Source organism: Coprobacillus cateniformis (assembly GCF_009767585.1).
Classification (GTDB): Bacteria; Bacillota_I; Bacilli_A; order Erysipelotrichales; family Coprobacillaceae; genus Coprobacillus; species Coprobacillus cateniformis.
Genome location: NZ_WSNW01000001.1, coordinates 3,521,100 through 3,545,572 on the forward strand (window position 1 = coordinate 3,521,100; position 24,473 = coordinate 3,545,572).

General features: G+C 32.6%; 24 protein-coding genes and 2 other annotated features. Of the genes, 5 read left to right on the forward strand and 19 right to left on the reverse strand.

The window, feature by feature from the left end:
• Positions 1-173 precede the first annotated feature (173 nt).
• A complete protein-coding gene (locus GQF29_RS17490) occupies positions 174-1,061 on the forward strand; it encodes a Ppx/GppA phosphatase family protein (protein WP_117598768.1) in 888 nt (295 codons plus the stop codon).
• A gap of 11 nt (positions 1,062-1,072) precedes the next feature.
• Here the strand turns inward: GQF29_RS17490 and GQF29_RS17495 are convergent, their stop codons facing one another.
• From GQF29_RS17495 to GQF29_RS17535, 9 genes are all read right to left on the reverse strand, one after another.
• Positions 1,073-2,008: a bifunctional riboflavin kinase/FAD synthetase gene (locus GQF29_RS17495; RefSeq protein ID WP_008789522.1), complete on the reverse strand. Its 936-nt coding sequence runs from the start codon at positions 2,006-2,008 to the stop codon at positions 1,073-1,075.
• Entirely contained in the window at positions 2,008-2,844 is an 837-nt protein-coding gene (truB, locus tag GQF29_RS17500; RefSeq protein WP_008789521.1) for a tRNA pseudouridine(55) synthase TruB, read from the reverse strand. The genes GQF29_RS17495 and truB overlap by 1 nt, the downstream gene beginning before the upstream one ends.
• Before the next feature lie 57 nt (positions 2,845-2,901).
• Entirely contained in the window at positions 2,902-3,534 is a 633-nt protein-coding gene (locus tag GQF29_RS17505) for an FKBP-type peptidyl-prolyl cis-trans isomerase (protein WP_008789520.1), read from the reverse strand.
• A gap of 9 nt (positions 3,535-3,543) precedes the next feature.
• Positions 3,544-4,770 (reverse strand): tyrosine--tRNA ligase, encoded by a 1,227-nt coding sequence (gene tyrS / locus GQF29_RS17510; RefSeq protein WP_008789519.1) that lies wholly within the window; start codon positions 4,768-4,770, stop codon positions 3,544-3,546.
• A 34-nt stretch (positions 4,771-4,804) separates the two neighbouring features.
• Positions 4,805-5,002: a binding site (T-box leader), on the reverse strand.
• A gap of 48 nt (positions 5,003-5,050) precedes the next feature.
• The gene (locus GQF29_RS17515) at positions 5,051-6,610 is read right to left on the reverse strand and encodes a ClC family H(+)/Cl(-) exchange transporter (RefSeq protein ID WP_008789518.1); all 1,560 of its coding nucleotides are present in this window, start codon (positions 6,608-6,610) and stop codon (positions 5,051-5,053) included.
• A 46-nt stretch (positions 6,611-6,656) separates the two neighbouring features.
• A complete protein-coding gene (locus tag GQF29_RS17520; RefSeq protein WP_008789517.1) occupies positions 6,657-7,664 on the reverse strand; it encodes a LacI family DNA-binding transcriptional regulator in 1,008 nt (335 codons plus the stop codon).
• Positions 7,665-7,666: 2 nt separating this feature from the next.
• On the reverse strand, positions 7,667-8,149 hold the full coding sequence (locus GQF29_RS17525; RefSeq protein ID WP_008789516.1) for a YtxH domain-containing protein: 483 nt from the start codon (positions 8,147-8,149) through the stop codon (positions 7,667-7,669).
• Positions 8,150-8,168: 19 nt separating this feature from the next.
• On the reverse strand, positions 8,169-8,471 hold the full coding sequence (locus tag GQF29_RS17530) for a DUF948 domain-containing protein (RefSeq protein WP_008789515.1): 303 nt from the start codon (positions 8,469-8,471) through the stop codon (positions 8,169-8,171).
• Positions 8,472-8,534: 63 nt separating this feature from the next.
• Complete coding sequence (locus GQF29_RS17535) at positions 8,535-9,845, reverse strand: UDP-N-acetylmuramate--L-alanine ligase (RefSeq protein ID WP_008789514.1); 1,311 nt, start codon at positions 9,843-9,845, stop codon at positions 8,535-8,537.
• Positions 9,846-9,971: 126 nt separating this feature from the next.
• On the opposite strand from GQF29_RS17535, the gene GQF29_RS18930 reads away from it, so the two are divergent.
• The gene (locus tag GQF29_RS18930) at positions 9,972-10,106 is read left to right on the forward strand and encodes a hypothetical protein (RefSeq protein ID WP_017143715.1); all 135 of its coding nucleotides are present in this window, start codon (positions 9,972-9,974) and stop codon (positions 10,104-10,106) included.
• 127 nt (positions 10,107-10,233) lie between these two features.
• On the opposite strand, the gene GQF29_RS17540 is transcribed toward GQF29_RS18930, so the two are convergent.
• From GQF29_RS17540 to gmk, 4 genes are all read right to left on the reverse strand, one after another.
• The gene (locus GQF29_RS17540; protein ID WP_008789513.1) at positions 10,234-11,316 is read right to left on the reverse strand and encodes a M24 family metallopeptidase; all 1,083 of its coding nucleotides are present in this window, start codon (positions 11,314-11,316) and stop codon (positions 10,234-10,236) included.
• On the reverse strand, positions 11,294-13,060 hold the full coding sequence (gene aspS / locus GQF29_RS17545; protein ID WP_008789512.1) for an aspartate--tRNA ligase: 1,767 nt from the start codon (positions 13,058-13,060) through the stop codon (positions 11,294-11,296). The genes GQF29_RS17540 and aspS overlap by 23 nt, the downstream gene beginning before the upstream one ends.
• Positions 13,053-14,333 (reverse strand): histidine--tRNA ligase, encoded by a 1,281-nt coding sequence (gene hisS / locus GQF29_RS17550; RefSeq protein WP_008789511.1) that lies wholly within the window; start codon positions 14,331-14,333, stop codon positions 13,053-13,055. Before hisS ends, aspS begins: the two co-directional genes overlap by 8 nt.
• Positions 14,334-14,371: 38 nt before the next feature.
• Positions 14,372-14,556, reverse strand: a binding site (T-box leader).
• Between the two features lie 104 nt (positions 14,557-14,660).
• Positions 14,661-15,221, reverse strand: coding sequence for a guanylate kinase (gene gmk / locus GQF29_RS17555; protein WP_017143714.1), 561 nt, complete (start codon positions 15,219-15,221; stop codon positions 14,661-14,663).
• Positions 15,222-15,314: 93 nt separating this feature from the next.
• Between gmk and GQF29_RS17560 the strand changes: the two genes are divergently transcribed.
• Positions 15,315-16,958 (forward strand): Rqc2 family fibronectin-binding protein, encoded by a 1,644-nt coding sequence (locus GQF29_RS17560; RefSeq protein WP_008789509.1) that lies wholly within the window; start codon positions 15,315-15,317, stop codon positions 16,956-16,958.
• Here GQF29_RS17560 and GQF29_RS17565 read toward each other — a convergent pair.
• On the reverse strand, positions 16,942-17,337 hold the full coding sequence (locus GQF29_RS17565; RefSeq protein ID WP_008789508.1) for a hypothetical protein: 396 nt from the start codon (positions 17,335-17,337) through the stop codon (positions 16,942-16,944). The genes GQF29_RS17560 and GQF29_RS17565 overlap by 17 nt on opposite strands.
• A gap of 70 nt (positions 17,338-17,407) precedes the next feature.
• Here GQF29_RS17565 and pgeF point away from each other — a divergent pair, with 70 nt between their 5' ends.
• Positions 17,408-18,166 carry a peptidoglycan editing factor PgeF gene (gene pgeF / locus GQF29_RS17570; protein ID WP_008789507.1) on the forward strand — a complete coding sequence of 253 codons (759 nt, stop codon included), beginning with the start codon at positions 17,408-17,410 and terminating at the stop codon, positions 18,164-18,166.
• On the opposite strand, the gene GQF29_RS17575 is transcribed toward pgeF, so the two are convergent.
• Both GQF29_RS17575 and GQF29_RS17580 read right to left on the reverse strand, forming a co-directional pair.
• Positions 18,150-19,649, reverse strand: a complete 1,500-nt coding sequence (locus tag GQF29_RS17575) for an NAD(P)H-hydrate dehydratase (RefSeq protein ID WP_117598767.1) — start codon at positions 19,647-19,649, stop codon at positions 18,150-18,152. The genes pgeF and GQF29_RS17575 overlap by 17 nt on opposite strands.
• A gap of 70 nt (positions 19,650-19,719) precedes the next feature.
• On the reverse strand, positions 19,720-21,180 hold the full coding sequence (locus GQF29_RS17580) for a C40 family peptidase (protein ID WP_008789505.1): 1,461 nt from the start codon (positions 21,178-21,180) through the stop codon (positions 19,720-19,722).
• A 266-nt stretch (positions 21,181-21,446) separates the two neighbouring features.
• On the opposite strand from GQF29_RS17580, the gene GQF29_RS17585 reads away from it, so the two are divergent.
• Positions 21,447-21,950, forward strand: a complete 504-nt coding sequence (locus GQF29_RS17585) for a putative ABC transporter permease (protein WP_008789504.1) — start codon at positions 21,447-21,449, stop codon at positions 21,948-21,950.
• A 95-nt stretch (positions 21,951-22,045) separates the two neighbouring features.
• Here GQF29_RS17585 and GQF29_RS17590 read toward each other — a convergent pair whose 3' ends face one another.
• From GQF29_RS17590 to GQF29_RS17600, 3 genes are read right to left on the reverse strand one after another with little or no spacing between them, the layout of a single operon-like run.
• Positions 22,046-22,747: an ABC transporter ATP-binding protein gene (locus GQF29_RS17590; protein WP_008789503.1), complete on the reverse strand. Its 702-nt coding sequence runs from the start codon at positions 22,745-22,747 to the stop codon at positions 22,046-22,048.
• A gap of 11 nt (positions 22,748-22,758) precedes the next feature.
• Positions 22,759-23,523 carry an ABC transporter ATP-binding protein gene (locus GQF29_RS17595; RefSeq protein ID WP_054689165.1) on the reverse strand — a complete coding sequence of 255 codons (765 nt, stop codon included), beginning with the start codon at positions 23,521-23,523 and terminating at the stop codon, positions 22,759-22,761.
• The gene (locus tag GQF29_RS17600) at positions 23,523-24,470 is read right to left on the reverse strand and encodes a branched-chain amino acid ABC transporter permease (protein ID WP_054325117.1); all 948 of its coding nucleotides are present in this window, start codon (positions 24,468-24,470) and stop codon (positions 23,523-23,525) included. Before GQF29_RS17600 ends, GQF29_RS17595 begins: the two co-directional genes overlap by 1 nt.
• Between the last annotated feature and the right edge of the window lie 3 nt (positions 24,471-24,473).

A 24,473-nucleotide genomic window follows, 5' to 3' on the forward strand; every position in this document is an offset into this window, starting at 1 on the left:
ATTCATAAAAAACTTCTATGATATGAAGAAATAGATATTGTATTTATTATGAATAAAACAATGATATATCAGTTGTTCTCAAATGATCTATGAGTATTTTTAACACAAATTTTACAAGAAATAGACTTCAACTTTATATCTAGTTGATATACTACAAATACTGGAGGTACATTATGAAAAAAGCAATTATAGATATTGGTTCTAATACTGTAAGATTAGTTATTTATCAACTTATGAACAATCAATACAAACAGATTATCACACAAAAAAAGACGGTAGGATTAGTTCATTATATAGAAGATAATCAACTTATGCCTGACGGATTAAAATGTCTTACTGAAACTTTATGCGAATTCAAGATATTGCTTGAAAATTTAAAGGTTCAAAAATCATATTATTTTGCAACAGAAGCCTTAAGAAGTATTCTCAATCAAAAGGATATTATAAATCATCTATCACAAGAACTTAATATTCAAATAGATATTCTTTCATGTCAAGAAGAAGGTCTCTTTGATTATTATGGAATGAAACAATCCATTGATTTTAAAGCTGGTGTTTTGATTGATATTGGTGGAGGAAGCAGTGAGGTTGTTCACTTTAATCAAAATGGTATTATCCAAAATCAATCTTTTCCACTTGGTTCTTTAAGCCTTTATAAAGAACATGTAAAGGGGATTGTTCCTACAACAAAAGAATTAAATCAAATTCATGATCATGTTAAAAAAGAGTTAAAAGATATAGATGTCTCGCATTATTCAAAACACGCTATTGGAATAGGTGGAACCTTGAGAGCTTGTATACTTGTAGCTCGCACTGTATTAAAGAAAAACAATATACAAGATACATTAACAAAAGAGGAAATAGATTATCTCATAAATCAATTAACTCAAAACTCAAGAAAGACAACTCAAATTATCTTAAGGATAAAACCAGATCGTATACATACGCTTATTCCTGGACTTATTATTTTAAAAGAATTGATCCAGAATTTATCAATCCAAGACTTAACAATAGCTTATACTGGATTAAGAGAGGGATATTTTATTAAAAAAACAGAATAATAAAAAGTATTTCAAACCATAGGACATTTGTCTTGTGGTTTAAAATACTCTCTCACTTTTTGCTTATCTTCATATAATTGTGCAATTAATTCTTCCTTTGAGGCAAATGGCTTTTCTTTACGAATTAAACAATAAAATTCTACAATCATATATTGATGATAAATATCACCATCAAAATCCAAAATATTAACTTCTAAAGATGGTTTATCCAAAGCAGTAAATGTTGGGTTATATCCAATGTTACACATTCCCATATATCCTTGTCCATGAACATACACCTTGACTATATAAACACCATGACATGGTAAAAAATATGATTGATAATCTACATTTGCAGTTGGGAACCCTATTGCATGTCCAATTCTGCGCCCTTTGATAACTTCACCTGATACACAATATTTTCTGCCTAATAATTCATTCATTTCTTCAATATTACCTTGTTCTAAAACATGACGAATACGAGTTGAAGAAATCTTCTCACCTTTATAAAGAACTTCTGGTATCACGCTGACATTAAATTGCTGACAAGCTTGTAAAGTCATAGTATTTCCAGCATTGTATTTTCCAAAACGGAAATCAAACCCACAAACAATATGCTTTACATGAAGGTCAATGAGATATTGATTGATAAAATCTTCAGGACTTAAAGCCGCCACTTCTTTAGTAAATTTTACGATAAATAAATAATCTAATCCCTCTTTCTCTAAAAGTGAAATACGATCATTCATTGATGTTAAATATTTTTCTTCTTTGATTTTTCCTAATACATAAAGTGGGTAATGATCAAAAGTCATCAAAGCTTTTTTATATCCTTTTTGCTCACTCACTCTTTTGACTTCATTCACCAAAGCCATATGTCCAATATGCAAACCATCAAAAAAACCAATAGCACTACAAATAGGTTCCACTATATTCACTTTTTGTCCATCCAAATAAACTATTTCCATCAAAACAACCCTCTTATACTTTTTAAATATCCCTGACCATTAGGTCCATATACAGCCAATACCTTGCCCTGCTTATTCACAATAACAACTTGATGATCAATATCACTTTTAATCATTTTCCCATGAATAACAATATTCTCATCCTCAATAACATATTTATCAAAATGTTCAAATGCATCTTCTATAGATAGCATATGAAAATGCCCTGCTTCAATATCCTCTAAAGTTGAGCAGTCTTCTAAGCGAAAATGTCCAGATTGACTTCTTATTAATTTTGACATATGACCAGGATAACCTAATTTTTTAGCTATATCCACACACAAAGAACGAATATATGTTCCTTTAGAACAACGTACTCTCAAAGTGATTTCATTTTCATCTTGTTGAAGCAATTCGATTTCATGTATGATAATATCTCTTGGTTCAATTTTAACCTCTTCGTGATTACGTGCATATTCATAAAGTTTTTTGCCCTTCACTTTAATAGCCGAATAAATAGGAGGTATTTGCTTTTGATTTCCAACAAAAGATTGTAAAACTTCTACAACATTTTCAACACCATCATATTCCCGACTTTCAATAACAGTGCCACTTGCATCATATGTATCCGTTGCAGTTCCTAAAGAAAGTGTTGTTATGTATTCCTTTTCTTCGCTCATTAAAAACTGCAAAGCTTTTGTTGCTTTGCCAATGCATAAAACCAGCACACCTGTTGCATCTGGATCTAATGTCCCACAATGCCCCACTTTCTTTGTATGTAAAATCCTTCTTATTCTATTCACAACATCATGGCTTGTCATGCCTGAAGGTTTATGTATTAATAATATTCCATTCATTCTATCACCAATTCATAGTATACCATAAAATAAAAACAAATGGGTAAAAATACCCATTTATTTCACAACTCTAAAAATATGATTGATAGCAACATCAAATGTCACTTCTTTGCCAGCTAATTCACTTGAACCATAATTGGCTGGAAACGTCACTTTTATCGTTTTTGATTCACCAGTTTTCATACCTACTAACTGTTCTTCAAAACCTTCAATATAAGTTCCTGATCCTAATTCGAGTAAGGCTCCATTTGCAGTTCCACCTTGAAATGCTGTTCCGTTTAACTTACCAACATAATCAATTTTTACAATATCACTATTTTGACTTGCAGCGTCATCAGCAGGCTGATAAATAGCATGAAGATCAATATCAAATGTCGTTTCTTTTCCAGCCAACTCACTTGAACCATAGTTCGCTGGAAATGTCACTTTAATTGATTTAGAACTGTCTACAGCCATATCAACCAATTGTTCTTCAAAACCATCAATAAAAGTTCCTGATCCTAATTCTAATAAAGCTCCATTTGCAGTTCCACCTTGAAATGCTGTACCATCCAACTTACCAACATAATCAATCTTCACAATATCACCATTTTTTGCTTTTGGTGAATTGGTATTATTCTTTGACGAATTCTCAGATCCACATCCAAATAAAAAACCCAAACATAAAACCAATGTCAATATTTTCTTCATATACTTCTCCTATTTATGATTAATAACATAGTAATTTTTCTTACCACGTCTTATAACAGTTGCTTCTTTCCCAAAAGCATTCTCCTTCTTAATAACAAACTCTACATCTGTCACCTTTTCACCATTAATAAGTACAGAACCACCTGTAACAAACTGACGTGCTTCGCGGTTTGATGATGCAGCACCAACTTGAACCAAAGCATTTAAAATTTTTGTATCCTCTTCCATTTCAATGCTAGGAACACCATTAAAGCATGATTGAACCTGTGCAAGTGTTAATGTTTGAATTTTTCCAGAGAACAACATCTGACTAATTTCTAAGGCTTCTTCATATGCAGCCTCATCGTGGACAAAAGTAATCACTTCTTTAGCTAACGCTTTATGAGCTTCTCTTAAATGAGGTTGCGTTTTATTTTTCTCCTCTAATTCCTCAATCTCTTCTTTTGATAAGAATGTCAAAAACTTTAAGTAATCAATAACTTTTTCATCTTCTGAGTTAATAAAGAACTGATACATTTCATATGGAGATGTCTTTTCTCTATCTAACCAGATTGCATGACCATTGGTTTTCCCAAACTTAGTTCCATCAGACTTTGTTAATAAAGGCATTGTAAAACCATATGCTTCTTTTCCTGATTTTTTTCTGATCAATTCAATTCCAGCAGTAATATTTCCCCACTGATCCTGTCCTGCGACCTGCATATGGCAATCTTTATTTTCATATAACCAATAAAAATCCATAGCCTGCATTATCATATAAGAAAATTCTGTATAAGTAATTCCTAAATCCAATCTTCTTTTGACAATATCTTTATTTAACATGTAATTCACATTAAAATATTTACCATAATCTCTTAGAAAATCAATAAAGTTTAAATCTTTAGACCAATCATAATTATTAACAACTTCAAAACCAAACAAATCTTGTGCCTGCTTTTTCAAACAATCAAAATTATGTTGAACTTGTTCTCTAGTAATCATGGGCCTCTCTGTATCAGGTTTAGGATCTCCAATCAAACCAGTTGCACCACCAACCAGTAAAATAGGATTGTGCCCTGCATCTTTCAATCTTTTACTTATTAAAAAAGATGAAAAATGACCAATGTGTAGACTATCACCAGTAGGATCAGTTCCAATATAAAAAGTCATTCCACCATTATTTAACTTTTCCTCCACTTCTGGAGAACTCACATCCTTAATAAGTCCTCGCCATACCAATTCATCATAAATTTTCATAATATCCTCCTTCAAATAAAAAAGAGAATTCCTCCCAAAGGACGAATTCTCGCGGTACCACCTTTATTTATGCATCAGCATACTCTCTCAATTGATAACGATGTTGCCACCGTCTAAGCTTTGCACTTAGATGCTCCAGAGTGTATTCATTATATTTATTGTCTTGTTTTCACCAACCACAAGTTCTCTATACCAAATCAATATAACTACTTGTCTCTTTCAACGCTTATTCATATAATATGCGATTTTACAAATGAAGTCAATAAAGAAAAGCATTTCATCATGAAAAAGTAAATATTTCTGCTAATTTTTCTTTAGCTTCATCTATTCTATATCGATCGACAATCATAACAACCTGATCACCAACATAGAACTGTGTATCACCATGAGGAATGATTTCATTTTTCCCACGCATTATAGAAACCAACAAACATCTTGGAGGTAATGTCAACGAAGCAACTGTTTGATTGACAGCTATACTTCCCAAACTCACTACAAATGAAACAAGTTCCTTATTTTCAATAGATTGAACAGAATTTTTATTTTTTGTCAAACGATGTAACAAACTTTCATATATAGGTTCGTTTCCAAGACTGTTCGCTACAATATAAGCAATAAATGATACAATAGCAATTGGTAGCAGGAGCTTTAAAGTTCCACACATTTCAGCAATCAAAACAATACCAGTAATTGGTGCTCTTACAATTCCAGCAAAAAAACCTGCCATTGCAAAAATAACAAAATTAACAAAATAGACATCTGCAATTCCAAATATCATAGCTATTTGACCAAATATAGCCCCAATAAGACTTCCCAGTATTAATAAAGGAAAGAATATTCCTCCTGGAGCACCAGAACCAAAACTCAAAAGAGAAAATACAAACTTAACAATTAACAAAACAACCAGAGTACTTAAAACCAATTGTTCACTATTGAGATAGTTAACCAAAACATGTCCACCACCAATAACTTGTGGCAGCCATAACCCCAATACTCCAGAAACGAATAAAGGAATAATTATTTTCTGATATGATTTTAAAACAGGAATACGATCATATAACTTTAATGATGCTATTGTCATTTTATTATAAAATACTCCTAGTAATCCAGTGACAACTCCTAGAACCAGTAACCATGCATATTGATTAAGAGGCAAGGATATTTCTAAAGTAAAATGCAGTGATGGTGATAATCCAAAAATTTGACGGCTTAGAAAATCACCTGTTAATGAAGCACACATAACTGAAACAAGTGCACTTGTTGAAAAATTTTTATGAACCTCTTCTAAAGCAAACATAATTCCAGCAAGTGGTGCATTAAATGCTGCAGATAATCCTGCAGCAGCGCCACAAGTTAACAAAAAACGTTCTTCTGTTTTGATCCGTTTAAAGAATTTTGAAACTGCCTTCCCAATCATAGCACCTAATTGAATACTAGGGCCTTCACGGCCTAATGAAAGACCACCAACAATACACAATGTCCCTGCAATTATTTTTGCAAATAAGACCTTATACCAGCATTGATCAATCTGTCCCTGGACTTCAGCTTCAACTTGCGGAATACCAGATCCTGAAATGTATGGCTCATACTTTAAAAACGCCGCAATAACAAGCCCTAAAATCACCAATCCCATAAACCACAGTATAGTTAATATAAAATTTCCTTTAACAAATGAAACAATTGTAAAATAGATATCTTCAGCATTGGTTAATAATAAGCGATAAATAATTGCGATTAAGCCCGCTAATGCTCCAACAATTAACCCTTCAAAAAACAAACGACGACTCAGATGACCCCTCTCTTTTAACATATGCAGAGTCTCAGAATTACTTCTTTCCACTTTTTCCCCTTCTCTCGCAAAAAAACTTCTAATTCAATAGAAGTTTTTATTTTGTTGTTCCTCTTGGCATCATTAAATGTTGCACTGGAACCTCTTTTGTATCAATTTCTTCTTCATTTAAAATTTTTGTTAATAAACGAACTGCTAAAGCTCCCATATCATAGACAGGCACATGAATAGAAGTTAAGGCTGGTCGACAAATTAAAGCATAACTTGTATTCATCATTCCAATGACTTCCATATCTTCAGGAATTTGAATACCATTATCAATGGCAGCATTGACAACTGCAACAGCTTCTTTATCATATCCAGTGAAGACAACATCATGTTTATGAGTTTTAAAATATTCTAAGAATTGCGGATAACTTTTTTCATAATGCGTAGATGTATGAATAATTTGTTTATCAGTATCAAAAGTTAGATTGTGTTCTTGGTAAGCTTGAACAATACCAGAAATCATATCATCAGTTTTAATCAGATTTTGTTTTGGGCTAACAAAAGCAATATCACTTTGACCTCTATTTAAATATTCATTGACGATATCATAAGCAATTTTTTTAGAATCCACAAAGATAGATCCCATATATTGACTTGATACACAAGCTCCAATGACAACTGATGGAATTTTATATTTGTTTACCAATTCAATTTCCTGCTCAATTTCCTCATTATTAAATAGGATAACTCCATCAGCTCGTGATTTTACAACCTTTTCAATCACTGTTTCAATGGGATTACCATCTCCAATTTCATCAGTTGTATAAATACTTACATTGTAATCTAAGCGACGGCTTGTATCTCCTATACCACCAATCATATCTTTAACATGTGCAAATAATGACTGTGGAAAAACAATCGCAATTGTTGTTGTTTTACTTGTTGCAAGACCTCTTGCAATTTGATTTGGTTTGAAATCTAAACGTTGAATAGCGTCCATAACGCGATCACGTGTACCTGGTTTCACAACATTAGAACCATTAATTACACGTGAAACTGTTGCCAGAGAGACACCAGCCTCTCTAGCAACATCGTAAATTGTTACATTCTTTCCCATGTTTAATCTTTGATTTCTTCAATCATTTCTTCTAATTTATCTTCAACATCATCGATTTCGTTTTCTAACTTTTCTAAATCTTCATCACTTAAAGTTGCATCTAAAACCTTTGTTTTCACTTCATCAATTTTAGAATTCACTTTATCACTTAAATCATATACACTTTCTTTAACCTGCATATATTGATCAGTCTCTTTCACTCTGTTAGCAAATTCTTCTAATTTTGTTTCCAAATCAGATAATTTTTCCTTTGTTGTTTCTTTAAATACATCCAAATCAAATTCATCAACAGATTTTTTAACTGTTTCAATTGTTTGCCCAAGCATTGCTTCAACATCTTCTTTAGTCATATTTTTCAATTGATCATATGCCTTTAAAGATTCTCTCTTAATATCTTCTCTTAATTCACTACCTTTTTTTGGTGCTAATAATAATCCAGCAGCAGCACCAATTCCTAAACCTAAAATAAACTTACCAATTTTCATCTTTTCTTCACCTTTCTTATTATTTTTTTCTTCTAAACATAGAAGTTAATAACCCTAATCCAGAAAGCAATGTTGCCTTCAAACCACCTTTTGAAAAGAAGCCACTAAACAATTCAACAGGCGCATTCAACATCTCCATTTTATTATTGATATCATCTAAAATATGATTCACTTTTGTTAATGTTGTTTCTACCATTGTCATTAAAACAGTTGCTTCCTTCACAGCACCAGACATCCTAATTAACAAGAGTCCTAAACTTATTAAAGCAAAAGCCCCAGACAAGATCAAAATACACATAGATACTAATTGTGCGTTTTCCATAAATTCTCCTTTCTTTGACTTTAGTATATTATACCATAAATTTCCATTATGAGGAAGTCATTGCTAATGTGTTGATTTATAATCAATCAGCATATCTTCAAACTTATAAATATCCTTGCTACTCATAAACAAGAAAACCACATCATCATGTTCTGCCAATAATTTGACAGCATCTTCATCTTCATGAATCACAATTGCACGTGGAAGATATTGACCAATCTCATGAATATCGATATCTATTCCAGCTTCTTTTTTAGCATTCTCTGGAAAATGTACGAGGAATGGATAATCCGCTAAATTCATTGACTCAGCAAATTCTTTTGCAAATCGCAGCCCTCTAGAAAAACGATCAGGTTGGAAAATAGCAACAATTTCTTTACCAGGATATCGAGAACGCGTTGCCTCAATGACATATTTGATTGCTGTTGGATGATGTGCATAATCATCCACATATACATTATTCCCAACTTCCTGAACTGTATAACGGCGTTTCACTCCATCAAATGTAGATAAACGTTTTTGGATGTAATCAGCATCCATATTTTCTAAATATCCTAATGTAATGACTGCTAAAGAATCATACAACATATGCATTCCATAGAAAGGAAGTGCAAAATGACCAAATAAATCGCCATGAATATAAACATCAAAATACAATCCATGATTATTATTAATAATATTTTTAGCAATCACATCATTTTTATCACTTATTCCAAATTTTAAAACTCTTTTAGTATAATTCAAGTGTGGCAAATGCGGGTCATCACCCCAGACAACAACCGTATCTTTCACTTGATTAGCAAATTGCTCAAATGACTGAACATATTGCTCGATTGATTGAAAATAATCAACATGATCCATTTCGATATTGTTAATTACTGCATATGTTGGCTGATAATGTAGAAAATGATCTTGATATTCGCAAGTTTCTGCAATAAAATAATGACTATCTTTCACCGCATGACCAGTTCCATCACCAATCAAAACTGAAGTCTTATTATAGTCTTTAAAGAGATGGTAAGCCATCCCAGTCGTTGTTGTTTTACCATGTGTTCCAGCAATTCCAATTGAAACATATTTATCTAATAATTGAGCTAAAAAATCATAATAGGTATGTGTTTTTACATTTGGATTTGCTAGTGCTTCTTTGACTTCTTCATTTGATTCATCAAAGGCATTTCCAATAATGACATCATACCCATCTTTAATATTATTTTTGTTAAAAGAATAAATAGGAATATCTCTTTTTTTCAATTCATCCTCTATAAATATATATTTATCAATATCACTTCCAGCAACTTTATGACCCAAATCGTATAGTATTGTTGCTAAAGAAGCCATACCTGAACCTTTAATTCCAATAAAATAATACATTCCTTATCACCTCTCAACTATTCTAGCACAATTTAAGTAAAAAGTATCATTTCTCATTATATTTTTTATAATTTTTTTTAAATTTCACATACTAATAATGTCAATAGAAATAAAGGAGAAACGAATATGAGTCACAAGAAAGCAAAAAACAAACAAAAGCAAAATCAAAACAAAGGGTATAACCAAAATCAACAAGCAAATGATAGTTTTGAAATGCAAGACAACTTCAAATTTGAAGATAACTCAAATGCAAGAGCATAAACACGGGCAACCGTGTTTTTGTTTATATTCTTATTATAGTTCTCCCAACTGACATTTAATCATAAAAATAACAAAACTGTTATGAATAAAGATATCATTCTTTTATACATAACAGTTTTTTAGACATTTAACCAATAATTAGCAAATCTTTAGAATATGAATTCAAAACTTCACAACCATCTTCAGTCACCAAAACAAGATCTTCAATTCGCACTCCAAAATCTCCTTGAATATAGATACCTGGTTCGATTGAGAAAATCATACCTGCTTCAACAGGCATATCAAAAACAGCTGAAACATCACCATATTCATGAACATCTCTTCCAATAAAATGACCTAAACGATGATTAAAATTCTTACCATAACCAGCCTCTGTAATAATATCTCTAGCAACTTTGTCAATATCACACAATCTGACACCTGGTTTAATTATAGCTTCAGCAGCTTCATTAGCTTGGCGTACAAGATTATAAACTTTCCTTTGTTCATCAGAAACTTCTTTATAGAAAACAGTTCTTGTCATATCACTACAATACCCATGATATTGTCCACCCATGTCAATAACAATACTATCTCCAGGTTTTAGCAAAGAATTATCACCTTCATGGTGTCCATCAGCTCCATTGGCACCATATGCAACAATTGGTGCAAAGGAATTTCCTGAGCATCCTAACTTTTGAAAAATGCCTTCAACTTCTTGAGAGACTTCTTTTTCAGTTAAATTCCCTTTAGCACAAAGTTGGATAACTTGATCAATAGCCAAATCATTGAAACGACTTGATTCACGCATCAAGGCTTTTTCCTCTTCCTCTTTAATCATTCTCACATAATCAACACAAATAGATCCTAATTCAAAGCAGCATTCATCATTCGCCAACTCCATAACACGCATTAAAAATCTTGCTTCCCAATTTTTATCAACACCTACAACATTTGCATCTTTCAAATACTGTGCAACCAATGCTGGCCCATCTTGAGTATCATCATACCAGATAATATTCATTTCTAATTCTTGATCTAAATAGAAAAGATTATTTAAGAAAATGACATGATTACCTTCTATTGACAACAATAAAACAAACATTCTTTCACCTGGATGATTACTGTATCCAATTAAATAATCAATTGAACTAGGATCACTTATAATCAAATGATCTATTCCTCTTGTTTGCATTTCTTCTAAAACTTTATTTACTCTCTGTTGATTCATTCTTATTGACTCCTATTCCTAATTCATCTAACTGAGCCTTAGCAACTGGTGTAGGTGCTTTTGACATTGGACAAGTTGCACTGGTGTTCTTAGGAAATGCTATTACATCTCTAAGTGAATCACATCCACAAAGCAACATTGCGACTCTATCTAAGCCTAAAGCAAATCCACCATGTGGAGGTGTCCCATATTGTAATCCTTCAACAAACCACCCAAATTGAGAATCAATTTGTTCTTGTGTAAATCCTAAAGCTTTAAAAGCTCTTTCCTGAAGATTTTGTTCATAAATTCTCTGTGAACCACCACCCAATTCAAAACCATTGAGAACAATATCATAAGCATCTGCCAAACAGTTTTCTGGATCAGTTTCTAGTTTATCAATATCTTCATCTTTCGGTCTTGTAAATGGATGATGTTTGGCATAATATCTTTGTGTCTCATCATCATATTCAAACATTGGAAAATCTACAACCCATAAGAAATCAAATGTTGAAGGATCATATAATTTTAATTCTTTTCCTAAATAATTACGAATAGCTGCCAATGAATCACAAACCACTTCATATTTTGGGTCTCCTACAAATAATAACAAATCATTTTCTTTTGCATTCATAGCCGTTAATAATGTATTCATTTGTTCTTCTGTAAAGAATTTAGCAATTGGTCCTTGCACACCAGCTTCACTTACTTTTAACCAAGCCAATCCTTTCGCCTTATATGTTTTGGCAATTTCAGTCAAGTTATCAATCTTCTTACGTGAAAATTCTTGAGCCTGTGCAACGACATTTATACCTTTAACATGGCCATGTGCTTCTAATGCATTTTTAAAAACTGCAAAGTCAACATCTGCTACAATGTGATTTAAGTTTACCAATTCTAAACCAAAACGTGTATCAGGTTTATCAATGCCATACTTTTCCATTGCTTCATGCCAAGTTAATCTTCTCAGTGGTAATTCAATATCAATGCCTTTGACATCATGCATGACTTTTGCAATCATACCTTCACCAATTTCTAAAATACGATCAGTAGATAAAAAACTCATTTCAACATCTACTTGCGTAAATTCAATTTGACGATCAGCACGTAAATCTTCATCTCTAAAACAACGAGCAATTTGATAATACTTTTCAAAGCCCGAAACCATTAATAACTGCTTAAATAATTGCGGTGACTGTGGCAAAGCATAAAACTCACCTTTATGAACACGTGATGGTACCAAGAAATCTCTCGCCCCTTCAGGCGTTGATCTATTTAAGTATGGTGTTTCAATATCAATAAAATCCAAGTTATCCAAATATTCTCTGATACTGCGTGTAATCTTATGTCTTGTCATAAGATTTTCTTGCATCATTGGTCTTCTTAAATCTAAATAACGATATTGCATTCTTGTTTCTTCTAAAGCATCAGTTTCATCTGCTACAATCATTGGTGTAAGCTTAGCAGTATTGATAATCTGAAAGTCTTTTGCTTGAACTTCAATATCTCCTGTTGCCATTTTTGGATTCTTTGAAGATCTTTCAATAACACTACCCTTGACTTGTAAAATATATTCATTTTTAACTTCTTTTAATCTTTCCTCAAAAGATTCATCAAAAATGATTTGAGTCACTCCATAACGATCTCTTAAATCAATAAAAACCAAAGCCCCTAAATTTCTTTTCTTAGCAACCCAACCAATTAACTCAACATTATCTCCAACATGAGACATTCTTAATTGACCATTATTATGTGTTCTATTCATGATCATGTCCTCCCTCATAATGTGCTTCAATAAACGCAACAATATTTTCTAAAAGCACTTCATTTTGTTCCTTAGAATGATTGCATTTCATATTCACAACTTCTTTTTTCACTTCTTCTTCACCTATAATCATAGAAAAATGTGCATGGAATCGATCTGCTGACTTAAATTGTCCTTTTAACCCTCTATCACATTGATCCATATCACATGTGAATCCATTGGCACGTAGCATTGTAACAATTTGCATTGCTAGATCTTTTGCTTCATTTCCAAGTGGCATAACATAAACATCTAAGCCATCTTCTTCAGCATCTACATCACTATTAGCAATTAACAACCTTTCCATTCCAAATGCAAAACCAACACCAGGTACGTCAGGACCGCCAAGTTCACTGATAAGAGTATTATATCTTCCTCCACCACCGACAGTGGCTCCAGCTCCTAATTTTGGATCATCAGAAATAACTTCGAATACAGTATGTGAATAGTAGTCTAGACCACGAACAAGATTTGTATCAATAACATATTCGATTTCTAAATCATCAAGTAATTCACAGACTTTATCAAAATGAGCTTTCGCATTCTCACTTAAATAATCTATTGTATGTGGTGCATCATTCATAAAAGGATGCTCTCTATCGACTTTACAATCTAAGATACGTAAAGGGTTCTTTTCATATCTTTGCTGGCAATCATAACATAAATCTTTAATAACAGGTTCAAAATGTTTTTTCAAGGCCTCACGATAAGCATCTCTTGACTCTTCATCACCTAATGAATTGATATGTAAAGTAATATCTTGAAGTCCTAAAGCCTCCACAACAGTCACTGCAAGCACCATGGCTTCAACATCTACATATGGTGATTCCAACCCAATCATTTCAACTCCGAATTGATGGAATTGTCTTTGCCTTCCACTTTGTGGTCTTTCATACCTAAACATTGGTCCCATATAGTAATACTTTTGTAATTTTTCAGGTAATGCATAAAGTTTATTTTCTACATAACTTCTTGCAATCCCAGCTGTTCCTTCAGGCCTTAAGGTCATTGAACGCCCCTTTTTATCTTCAAAGGTATACATCTCTTTTGTCACAACATCAGTTGTATCACCAACTGCTCTTGTAAACAATTCTGTATGTTCAAAGATTGGTGTTCTCATTTCCTTTACATTATAATTCGCACAAATTGTTCTTAATAATTGTTCTAATTGTTGCCATTGACCTGAGTTATCAGATAAAATATCAACCGTTCCTCTTGGTGCACTGTATGCCATTTTCTTTTCCTCCTTTAAAATAAATAAAAACGTCCTTATCTAAGGACGTTTATTCACGCGGTACCACCTTAGTTCATACAACCTGTATGCCCTCTTGTCTTAACGCGACAGACGGTTATTTTCATAACTTCCTCCAAAGTGTCCCATAGTTTCCTCTCATTGTTTTCACCAACCACAATGTCTCTAAAAGATTTCACTATTTAATCTTCTTCATTGGAACTTATATGAATTATAATGTATTATTAACAAAAAATCAACTGTAATTCATGATAATTCGATTTTTTACACAAATAATAAAACACCTTTTCAGGTGTTATGTATCTTTTCTTAAGAATTTTCTTTGATAATTTTTGCAATATGTTCTTTCGCAGCCAAAACATCATCATTTTCAACAACGTATTTATATTCATCTTTTGTTGCGATTTCTTTACTCGCTTTATCTAAACGTTCTCTCACAACATCTTCTGCCTCAGTACGTCTACCTCTAATACGACGTTCCAATTCTTCAAATGATGGCGGTACCAAGAATATTGTTAAAGCATCTGGACATCTTGCCATAACTTGCAATGCACCTTGTACTTCAATTTCCAAAACTACATTTTTTCCCTCATCCAATAATTTTTCTACATAGAACTTTGGTGTTCCATAATAATTTCCAACAAATTGTGCATACTCTAACAGTTCATTATTTTCAATTCTTTGTTTAAATTCTTCCTCACTCACAAAGAAATAATCAACACCATCTGTTTCAGCAGGTCTCGGTTTTCTTGTTGTCATAGAAATAGAATATGCCAAATTTAAACTTTCATCTTTGAATAACTCTTGACGAACTGTCCCTTTTCCTACCCCACTAGGTCCACTCAGTATAATTAACAACCCTTTTTTCACTACATCCACCATCCTTATGAAACAATGTTACATGAATACAACTTTCATGTCAATTCTTTTTCAAATATGTTATACTAAATAACGGTGATAAATATGGCTTATGATGGAATTATGATGTCTCGCGTTGTTGAAAATCTACAATCACAACTAGAAAGAGGCAGAATCAACAAAATATATCAGATATCTCAATATGAATTATTGTTTCATATGCGTTCTCAATCTTCAAATATGAAACTATTGATGTCCATACATCCCATGTATGCAAGATTACAACTGACATCATTATCTTTTCCGACTCCACCATCTCCTAATGCTTTTACAATGTTATTAAGGAAGCATTTAGAAGGTGCATATTTAGAGTCTGTGAAACAAATTCAGCTTGATCGTATCGTTGATATGACTTTTATTGGAACAAATGAATTAAAAGATACAGTGAAATATCATATTTATATTGAAATTATGGGTAAACATTCTAATGTTGTTATTGCTCATGATAACAATAAAATTATTGATTGTTTAAAACGTGTTTCTCCTTCAATGAATTCTCAAAGAATTCTTCAGCCTGGAGCAACTTATCAGTTTCCTCCTATGCTAGATAAAAAAAATCCTTTGACAAGCAGTTATGAAAAGACTGATAATTTCACAAGAACTTATCAAGGCTTTTCTCCAGAACTTTCAAGGGAAGTGCTTTATCGTATTGATCAAGGAGAATCGTTTCAAGATATTATGAAGATGCTAAAAGAATCAAACACACTTTTTATTCATAAATTAATGGATAAAGAATATTTTCATATGATTCCTTTATTACATTTACAATGTCCTTATTATGAATACCCATTATTTGATGGTCTTGATAAACATTATGATTTTATTGATCAAAAAGATCGTATCAAACAACAAACTTCAGATTTAGCAAAATATATTCAAAATGAATATCAAAAGAATCTATCTAAACTTCATAAATTAGAAAAAACCTTGTTTGATTCTCAAAACAGTGATGAATATCGCATTAAGGGTGATTTATTGTTTGCGAATCTTCATCTTATCCAAAGAGGACAAAAAGAAATTACTGTTGATAATTACTATGATGATACAAAAATGACAATAACTCTAGATGAGAGATATGATGGAAAAACGAATGCCAATAGATATTATGCAAAATATCAAAAAGCAAAGAATTCTTTACATCATTTAAATGAACAAATTCATTTAACAAAAGAAGAAATTGATTATTTTGATTCATTGATGACCTTGATGGAAAATGCATCCTATTATGATGCATTAGAAATCAAAGAAGAATTAGAAAATCTTGGATATTTAAAAAAGAAGAAAACAAAACAAGTTTATCGAAAGAAAAATAAGCTTCATATAGAAACTTATTTAACAAAAGAAAATATAACAATATATGTAGGTAAGAATAACCTTCAAAATGATTATCTTACCTTTAAAATGGCTTCAAGAAACGATATGTGGTTTCATGTCAAAGACATGCCTGGAAGCCATGTTGTTGTGCATAGTGAAGAACTGAATGAATATACAATAAGACTGGCAAGCAAGATCGCTGCTTACTTTTCGAAAGGTAAACACAGTTCTTCTGTACCAGTCAATTATACACAGATTAAAACCTTGAAGAAACCGCAGGGAGCAAAACCGGGTCAAGTGATATTAAATCATTATTCAACCATTTATATTGATCCCGACGATTCATTTCTTAATGAGATTAATAAGATTGATTAGATGATTCATTCACAAATGTTTGTTCATATTGAGGATAAAATACTGGGTAATACTGGCAGCGGTTAACGCGGCGGCATTCAATTGGACAAATAACTGGTTGAGGAACACAAGTGACTTGATTTGTAACGCAGACTCTTTTTGGAGCAACTAATGGTTGAGGTCTTGGACAACCGTTGATTGAACATCCACAGTTGTTCATACCCATACCACATCCATTCATTGCATTCATGTTCATACCACAACCACAAGTATTCATGTTCATATTGCAGCCACAGTTAGGTTTAGATGTGTTTTGACATCCACAACCTTGACCAGCAGTATTTCCACATCCACATGGACGAGTATTCATTCCTTGGCAACCACAAGATTGATTATACATATTCTTTCCCTCCTTCAACATATAGTATGATGAAGTTAAAATTGTGTAAGGGCAAATGAAAGGAGTTTTTATGAAATTAATACCATGGGAATGCTTTGATGAAATTGAAGCATATACAACTTGTGCCTATGATGACTTTCATAACATCATGGATATGAGTTTTCATAACGAAAACAATCAAAAAGTTTTAAAAAACAGAGAAACCTTAGCAAAACAATTACATACTGATTTAAATCATATGGTTGCAACATTTCAGCAACATACAACGAACTTTAAAGAAGTGACATATCTTGATGGTGGTAAAGGCATGTATACACGTGATGATGCTTTTATAGGTTATGATGCTATGTATACCAGAGATAAACATCTATGGCTATGGACATTCCATGCTGATTGTTGTCCTGTTTTGCTGTATTGTCGAGATCAGGGAATTGTTGCTGCTATCCATTCAGGCTGGAAAGGAACTGTTGGGGAAATTGTCAAAAAGGTCACCCAGCATCTCATTCAAGAAGAAAAATGTTTACCTAAACATATTTACGCTTATATTGGACCTTCTATTAATCAAGAGAATTTTGAAGCCAAAGATGATATTATTGATTTGGTTAAACAGATGTCTTTTGATACATCATCATTCTATATAAAAAAAGAAGATGGTGCCTATCTTCTCAACAGCAAAGGACTGATTAAACAACAATTATTGAATTTAGGTGTTAAAGAAGAACACATAACAGTTTCTCCTTATTGTACAATAAAAGATGAAGACCTTTTCTTCTCCTATCGTAGAGATAAAAGTCCTCACCGCAATATTACACTTATTCAACGCAAGTAATCTTTTCAAGATTACTTTTTTTTATCTCATTCATTGATTGAGGAATCCGTTCAATCAATACCGAAGGAATAACAGTATAATGTTTCTCAGCAATTCTATCACCTGCATAACCATGGATATAAACACCTAGTACAGCAGCATTCAAAGCTGCATAGCCTTGACCTAACAGACTAGTAATCATACCCGCTAAGACATCTCCCATACCCCCTGTTGCCATGGCCTTATTACCAGCAAAAACACGATAAGCTTCTTGCCCATCAGTAACAATTGTATACGGTCCTTTTAAGACAAGAACAACTTGATGTTTTCTAGCAAATTCTTTAGCAACAAACAACATATCATCATTATTATCCACATCACACAAACGCTTAAACTCACCCATATGTGGCGTTAAAATAATATCTCGCTCCTGATTCTTTAATAAATCTAAATTCGATGAAAGAATCGTCAAAGCATCTGCATCGATGACCAGCGGCTGATGAGAAAGCGAAAAAACATCAATAACATAACGATAACTGTCAATACTAAGTCCTAACCCACAGCCTATTAAAATAGCATTATATTTTTCAAAATCTTCTTTTCTTAAAACAGGTGCTCTTAATTGTGTTGTGACTTCTGGACAATAAACAGTTAAAGAATCCATCACTTCCTGTGTTGTCATAACCGTAGTCACACCACTTCCTGTATAGACAGCACTTTTTGCACTTAACAAAGAAGCTCCCTTATAATCCTGACAACCAGCAATCAAAATAACTCGTCCATAATCACCTTTATGGCCATCAAAGCGACGACTCTTGAGCATTGGCGCAACAACCTTATCATCAGCCAATAGATACAATCCTGCTTCTTCAAAAACATCATTGACATCCAATATTTCTAAAATGACTTCTCCAGTAAAAGAAATACTATCAGGATTTAAAAAGCCATTCTTCATAGCACTTAAAGTAATTGTTTGAGTTGCACAGACGACACTTTGATAAGGTGTGCCCGTATTACAATCTAATCCAGTTGGAATATCAATCGCTATAATGTTTTGATCATACAGTTGATTAATTTCTTCTATAACACTTTGATATAAACCTCTAGGAGAACTATTAAGTCCAAATCCAAACATTGCATCAACAATAATATCACTATGACTTATTTCGTCCATGACTTCATCTAAAATATCATCATTAAGCAAAACAACATGAATACCATATTCATAACACAAATCCAAATAATATCGATTGGCTTGGGATAAGTGATTTTGATCCTCAAAAATATAGACATCCACTTTTTTCCCTAGATTATTTAATTTAATAGCGAGAGACAATCCATCAGCACCATTATTTCCTGGACCACACAACAAACTAAAATATTCCCCATTCATATGTTTTAACAAACATTGACTCGCTTTATCAACCAATTCTAAAATTGTATACCCATTATCCAACAAGCATTGATCATATTTTTTCATCAGACTTTGACTGCCAATATACATAGATATCACCTTCTTAATTTCCATTATAACAGAAAAAAGGATAGAAATAAATTCTATCCTTATGAGTTGACTATTTTCTTCCACCGCTAGCCCAATGTCTAGACCAATAAGAACTATTTAAACTATCTGTTCTTACACCAGTTGAAGATGTTCCAGCATGAACGAAACGTCCTCCACCGATATAAATACCGACATGGCTAATTCCGCTACCACCAGTTGTTCCACGGAAGAACACTAGATCTCCAGCTTTTAAATCAGATTTAGACACTCTCTTTGTTGCACTGTATTGAGCACCAGAAGTTCTTGGAAGTGAAATTCCATTCTTCTTATAAGCCCATTGAGTTAACCCAGAGCAGTCAAATGCATTTGGTCCACTTCCACCAGTGACATATCTACTTCCCACACGGCTAAGTGCAGTTGCAGCAGCTCCAGCATTACTTGGAATTGGATTTTCTACTTTGACACTTAATGTCTTAGTTGCAGTATTACCAGCAGCATCAGTGACGGTATATTTAACTGAATACTTACCAGCTCTATCTGTATTCACAGATCCGCTAATTTTTACCTTTGAAGTCATATTTCCATCTTTGTTATCAATAGCACTTCTCAAATATTTCTTCGCATTGAAGCTCTTACCTTTTGTCACTGTTACAGAAGACTTAGATAAACTAATATTTGGAGCACTAATATCTTTAACATCAACTTTTAATTTTCCTTCAGACTTATTTCCTGCTGAATCGATTGCTGTGATATTTAATGTCGTAGAACCGATTTCTTTTGTCTTCACAGTTCCATCCACTTTTACAGAAGTCACCTTCTTATCAAAGTTATCAGTTATATTGATATAATCAGTATAATCAAATTGAGAACCGTAATTTACTGTAACTGATTCACCTTTCTTGTATTCAATAGTAGGTGCTGTTGTATCAGAAACATAGAATTCATATGTTTGACTTGTTGTATTACCAGCATTGTCAGACACGCTAAGCTTGATAGTTTGTGAACCTAATTTAGAAGCATCAAGTTTTTGACTTGCCTCAATAAATGGTGTGACATCTCCATCAACATTATCAGTTGCATTGACATATTTTGTAATGTCATTACTTCCATTAACTTCAACATCAATAACATACCCATTACTCTTACCGACTGGCTTCAATTCAGGAGCTGATTTATCAACAACCTCAACTTGAACAGTCTTTGTAGTTGCATTAGAGAATAAGTCAGTAGCTGTTACTTCTACATTATATATACCCAATTGATAAGGATCATATGACTTATCATCGATATTAACTTCTAAATTATCTAGGGTCTCACGATTATCAGAAATAGCAAACATACTTTTATCAAGTTTTGTTCCATAAAGAACCTCTACTTTATTAGAATTAATAACAGGAGCTTCTTTATCAACAGCAGCATAACCAACCAATCCAAATGTTGAAACACACAACAAAGGAATAAACATGGCTTTACGCTTAAGCACTTGTTCTTGCAAATTTTCTAACAAATTCGTCTTAATATTACTTTCCATTCGTTTCCTCCTTTCAATAATATACCCACTTAGAATTATAAAACAACGTTCACAAAAAGTCCACAACTTTCTTAAGAAATTCTTAAGAAATTCAAATTATATCGATTAAATCAATACAATTTAACTTAATTTATTTTATAATTTTTTAGGAATTTACACTTTTTTATCTAAAAATGCTCTTTTTCAAACATATTATAGACAATTTTTGCCTTATTTAGACATGATTTATTAGGACACTTCATATAGATAACTAAAAGGAGAATTTTATGATCATCTATTTTTCACTTTATTGTTTATTAGGTTATTTTATGGAATCAATATATGTTTCATTATTTCAGAGACATTGGATTTCATCTGGACTTTTAAAAGGTCCTTTTATTCCACTGTATGGCGTTGGTGCATGCCTACTGATATATTTTGCTCCTTATTTGAAATCATCCATTTACTTAACTATTTTTGTTGGTGGTTTCATGATGACAATACTTGAATATTTAGCAAGTTTATTTATTGAAAAGGTTTTTGAAACAAAATGCTGGGATTATTCTCATCATCGTTTTCATATCCAAGGAAGAGTTTGTCTGATTTATTTTATAATGTGGTGTTGTTTAAGCTATCTTTTTATTTTCTATATACATCCATTCTTTATTTCACTTCATTTTATTAATGATACTATGAACATAATAGCCTTAATTTATATGGCTTTTATTCTCAAAGCACTCATTGACCGTTTGCAATTTCACAAACTCAATAATGGATTAGATATTCATTAAAAAGTTTATTTAACAAAAGAGCTATCAATTCATTCAAATTTGATATCTCTTTTTATTTTATACAAAAAACCCAATCCTTATAGAATTGAGTTCGTTTATCCCAAATATGCTTCTCTCACCTTAGGATTATTAGCAACCTCTTTGGCATCCCCTGAAATTGTAATATTCCCTGTCTCAAGCACGTATGCTCGATTTGCAATAGATAAAGCCTTATTCGCATTTTGTTCCACCAGAAGGACTGTAACCCCATCCTCCTTATTAATCTCTTGAATAATCTTAAAAATTTCATTAACAAGAATAGGTGACAACCCCATTGAGGGTTCATCCAACAATAAAAGTTTAGGTTTAGACATCAAAGCCCTTCCCATTGCCAGCATTTGTTGTTCTCCACCAGAAAGAGTGCCTGCCAATTGTCCTTTACGTTCTTTTAAACGCGGAAACCTCTGATATACTTTATCCAAATCCTCCTGAATTTTATTATCCGTTCTTAAATATGCACCCATCTCTAAATTGTCCTGAACTGTTAATTGTGAAAAGATACGACGCCCCTCAGGAACTTGTGCCAATTGACGAGCAATAATCTTATGAGCAGGCATCTTTGTAATATCTTCACTCAAAAAAGAAATTTGTCCCTCTGACGTTTTTAACAAACCACTAATCGCATGCATAATAGATGTTTTCCCTGCTCCATTTGCTCCAATTAAAGCAACAATTTCACCTTCATTCACTTCAAAGGAAACATTTTTAATTGCATGAATAACTCCATAATAAACATTTAAGTGATCAACTTTTAACATACTGTTTCCTCCTATTCATCATTTCCCAAATATGCTGCAACAACATCTGGATTATTTTTAATCTCTTCTGGTGTTCCAAATGCCAATATTGTCCCAAAGTTCAAGACAGCGATTTTTTCACAGATACCCATAACCAATTTCATATCATGCTCAATTAATAAGATTGCTATAGAAAACTTTTCCCTCACAATTTTGATTGTTTCCATAAGTTCAGCAGTTTCAGTAGGATTCATACCAGCAGCTGGTTCATCTAGCAATAAGAGTTTAGGTGAAGTTGCCAAAGCTCTTGCAATCTCCAGTTTTCTCTGCTTCCCATAAGGCAAATTAGAAGCTTTAACATGAGCAAATTGTTCAAGATCAAAAACACGTAATAAACTGAGTGCCATTTCTTCCATTGCCTCTTCACCCTTAAAATATTTTGGCAATCGTAAAACCGTACTGAATAAAGAATAGTTTTGAGAATGATGTAATCCAACTTTAACATTATCTAAAACACTCATATCTTTAAACAAACGAATATTCTGAAACGTTCTTGCAATCCCATATTGAGTAATTTGTGTAGGAGACATTTTTAATAATGATTTACCATCAAAAATAACTTGACCACTTGTTGGTTTATAAACGCCAGTCAATAAGTTAAATACAGTCGTCTTTCCTGCTCCATTAGGTCCAATTAAACCATATAATTGATTTTTATCAATCTCAAAATCAAACTCATCAACTGCCTTTAATCCACCAAATTGAATCCCCAATCCAACAGCTTTCAATAAACTCATTATTCACTCACCTCCACTGGTTCATCAGTTTTCTTACTGAACTTTGCCTTTATACGAGGCATTAAATTCTTTTCCTTAATAATCATTGCCGCAATCAAAATAATTGCATACAACAGCATACGATACTCTGAGAATGCACGTAAATATTCAGGTAAGATTGTCATAACAATAGCTGCTATGACAGAACCTTTCAAATTTCCTAAACCACCCAAAACAACCATAACAAGAATTTCTACTGATTTATTGTAATCAAAAACCTTAGGAATGAGAATTGTAATATAATGTGCATATAATCCACCAGCAAGCCCAGCAAAAAATGCTGAGATTGTAAATGCCAATATTTTATAATATGAAGTCGGAATACCAGCCAACTCACTAGCCGTTTCATCTTCACGGATAGATATAATGGCACGTCCATGACGAGATTTCACAATACAGTAAATGACATAAATCGTCACAACAGCACTTAAAAACACAGCTGTAAAGTCTGTGCTGGGAGGAATTCCCATCAGACCTTTTGCACCATTTGTAATATCTATATTCAACATAATAACTCGAATAATCTCATTGAATGCTAATGTAATAATACAAAGGTAATCACCTTTTAAACGCAATGTCGGAATTCCAATAATCAGCCCAACAACTGCAGCCACCAATGCACCAATTAACAAACTCACGATAAATGGAACCTGCATATATATACTACACAATGCTGAAACATACGCTCCAACTGACATAAAACCAGCATGCCCTAATGTTAATTGCCCTAAATAGCCACTAGCCAAGTTTAGACTTGTTGCTAAGACTATATTAATACAAGCCACAATTAAGATACCAGACCAGTAAGTATTAATAATCCCTGAACTCATAGCAAACATCATGCCACCATAAATGAGTAGAGCACAAACAAAAGAAATGACTAATTGTTGAATCTCTTTTTTCTTCATAAT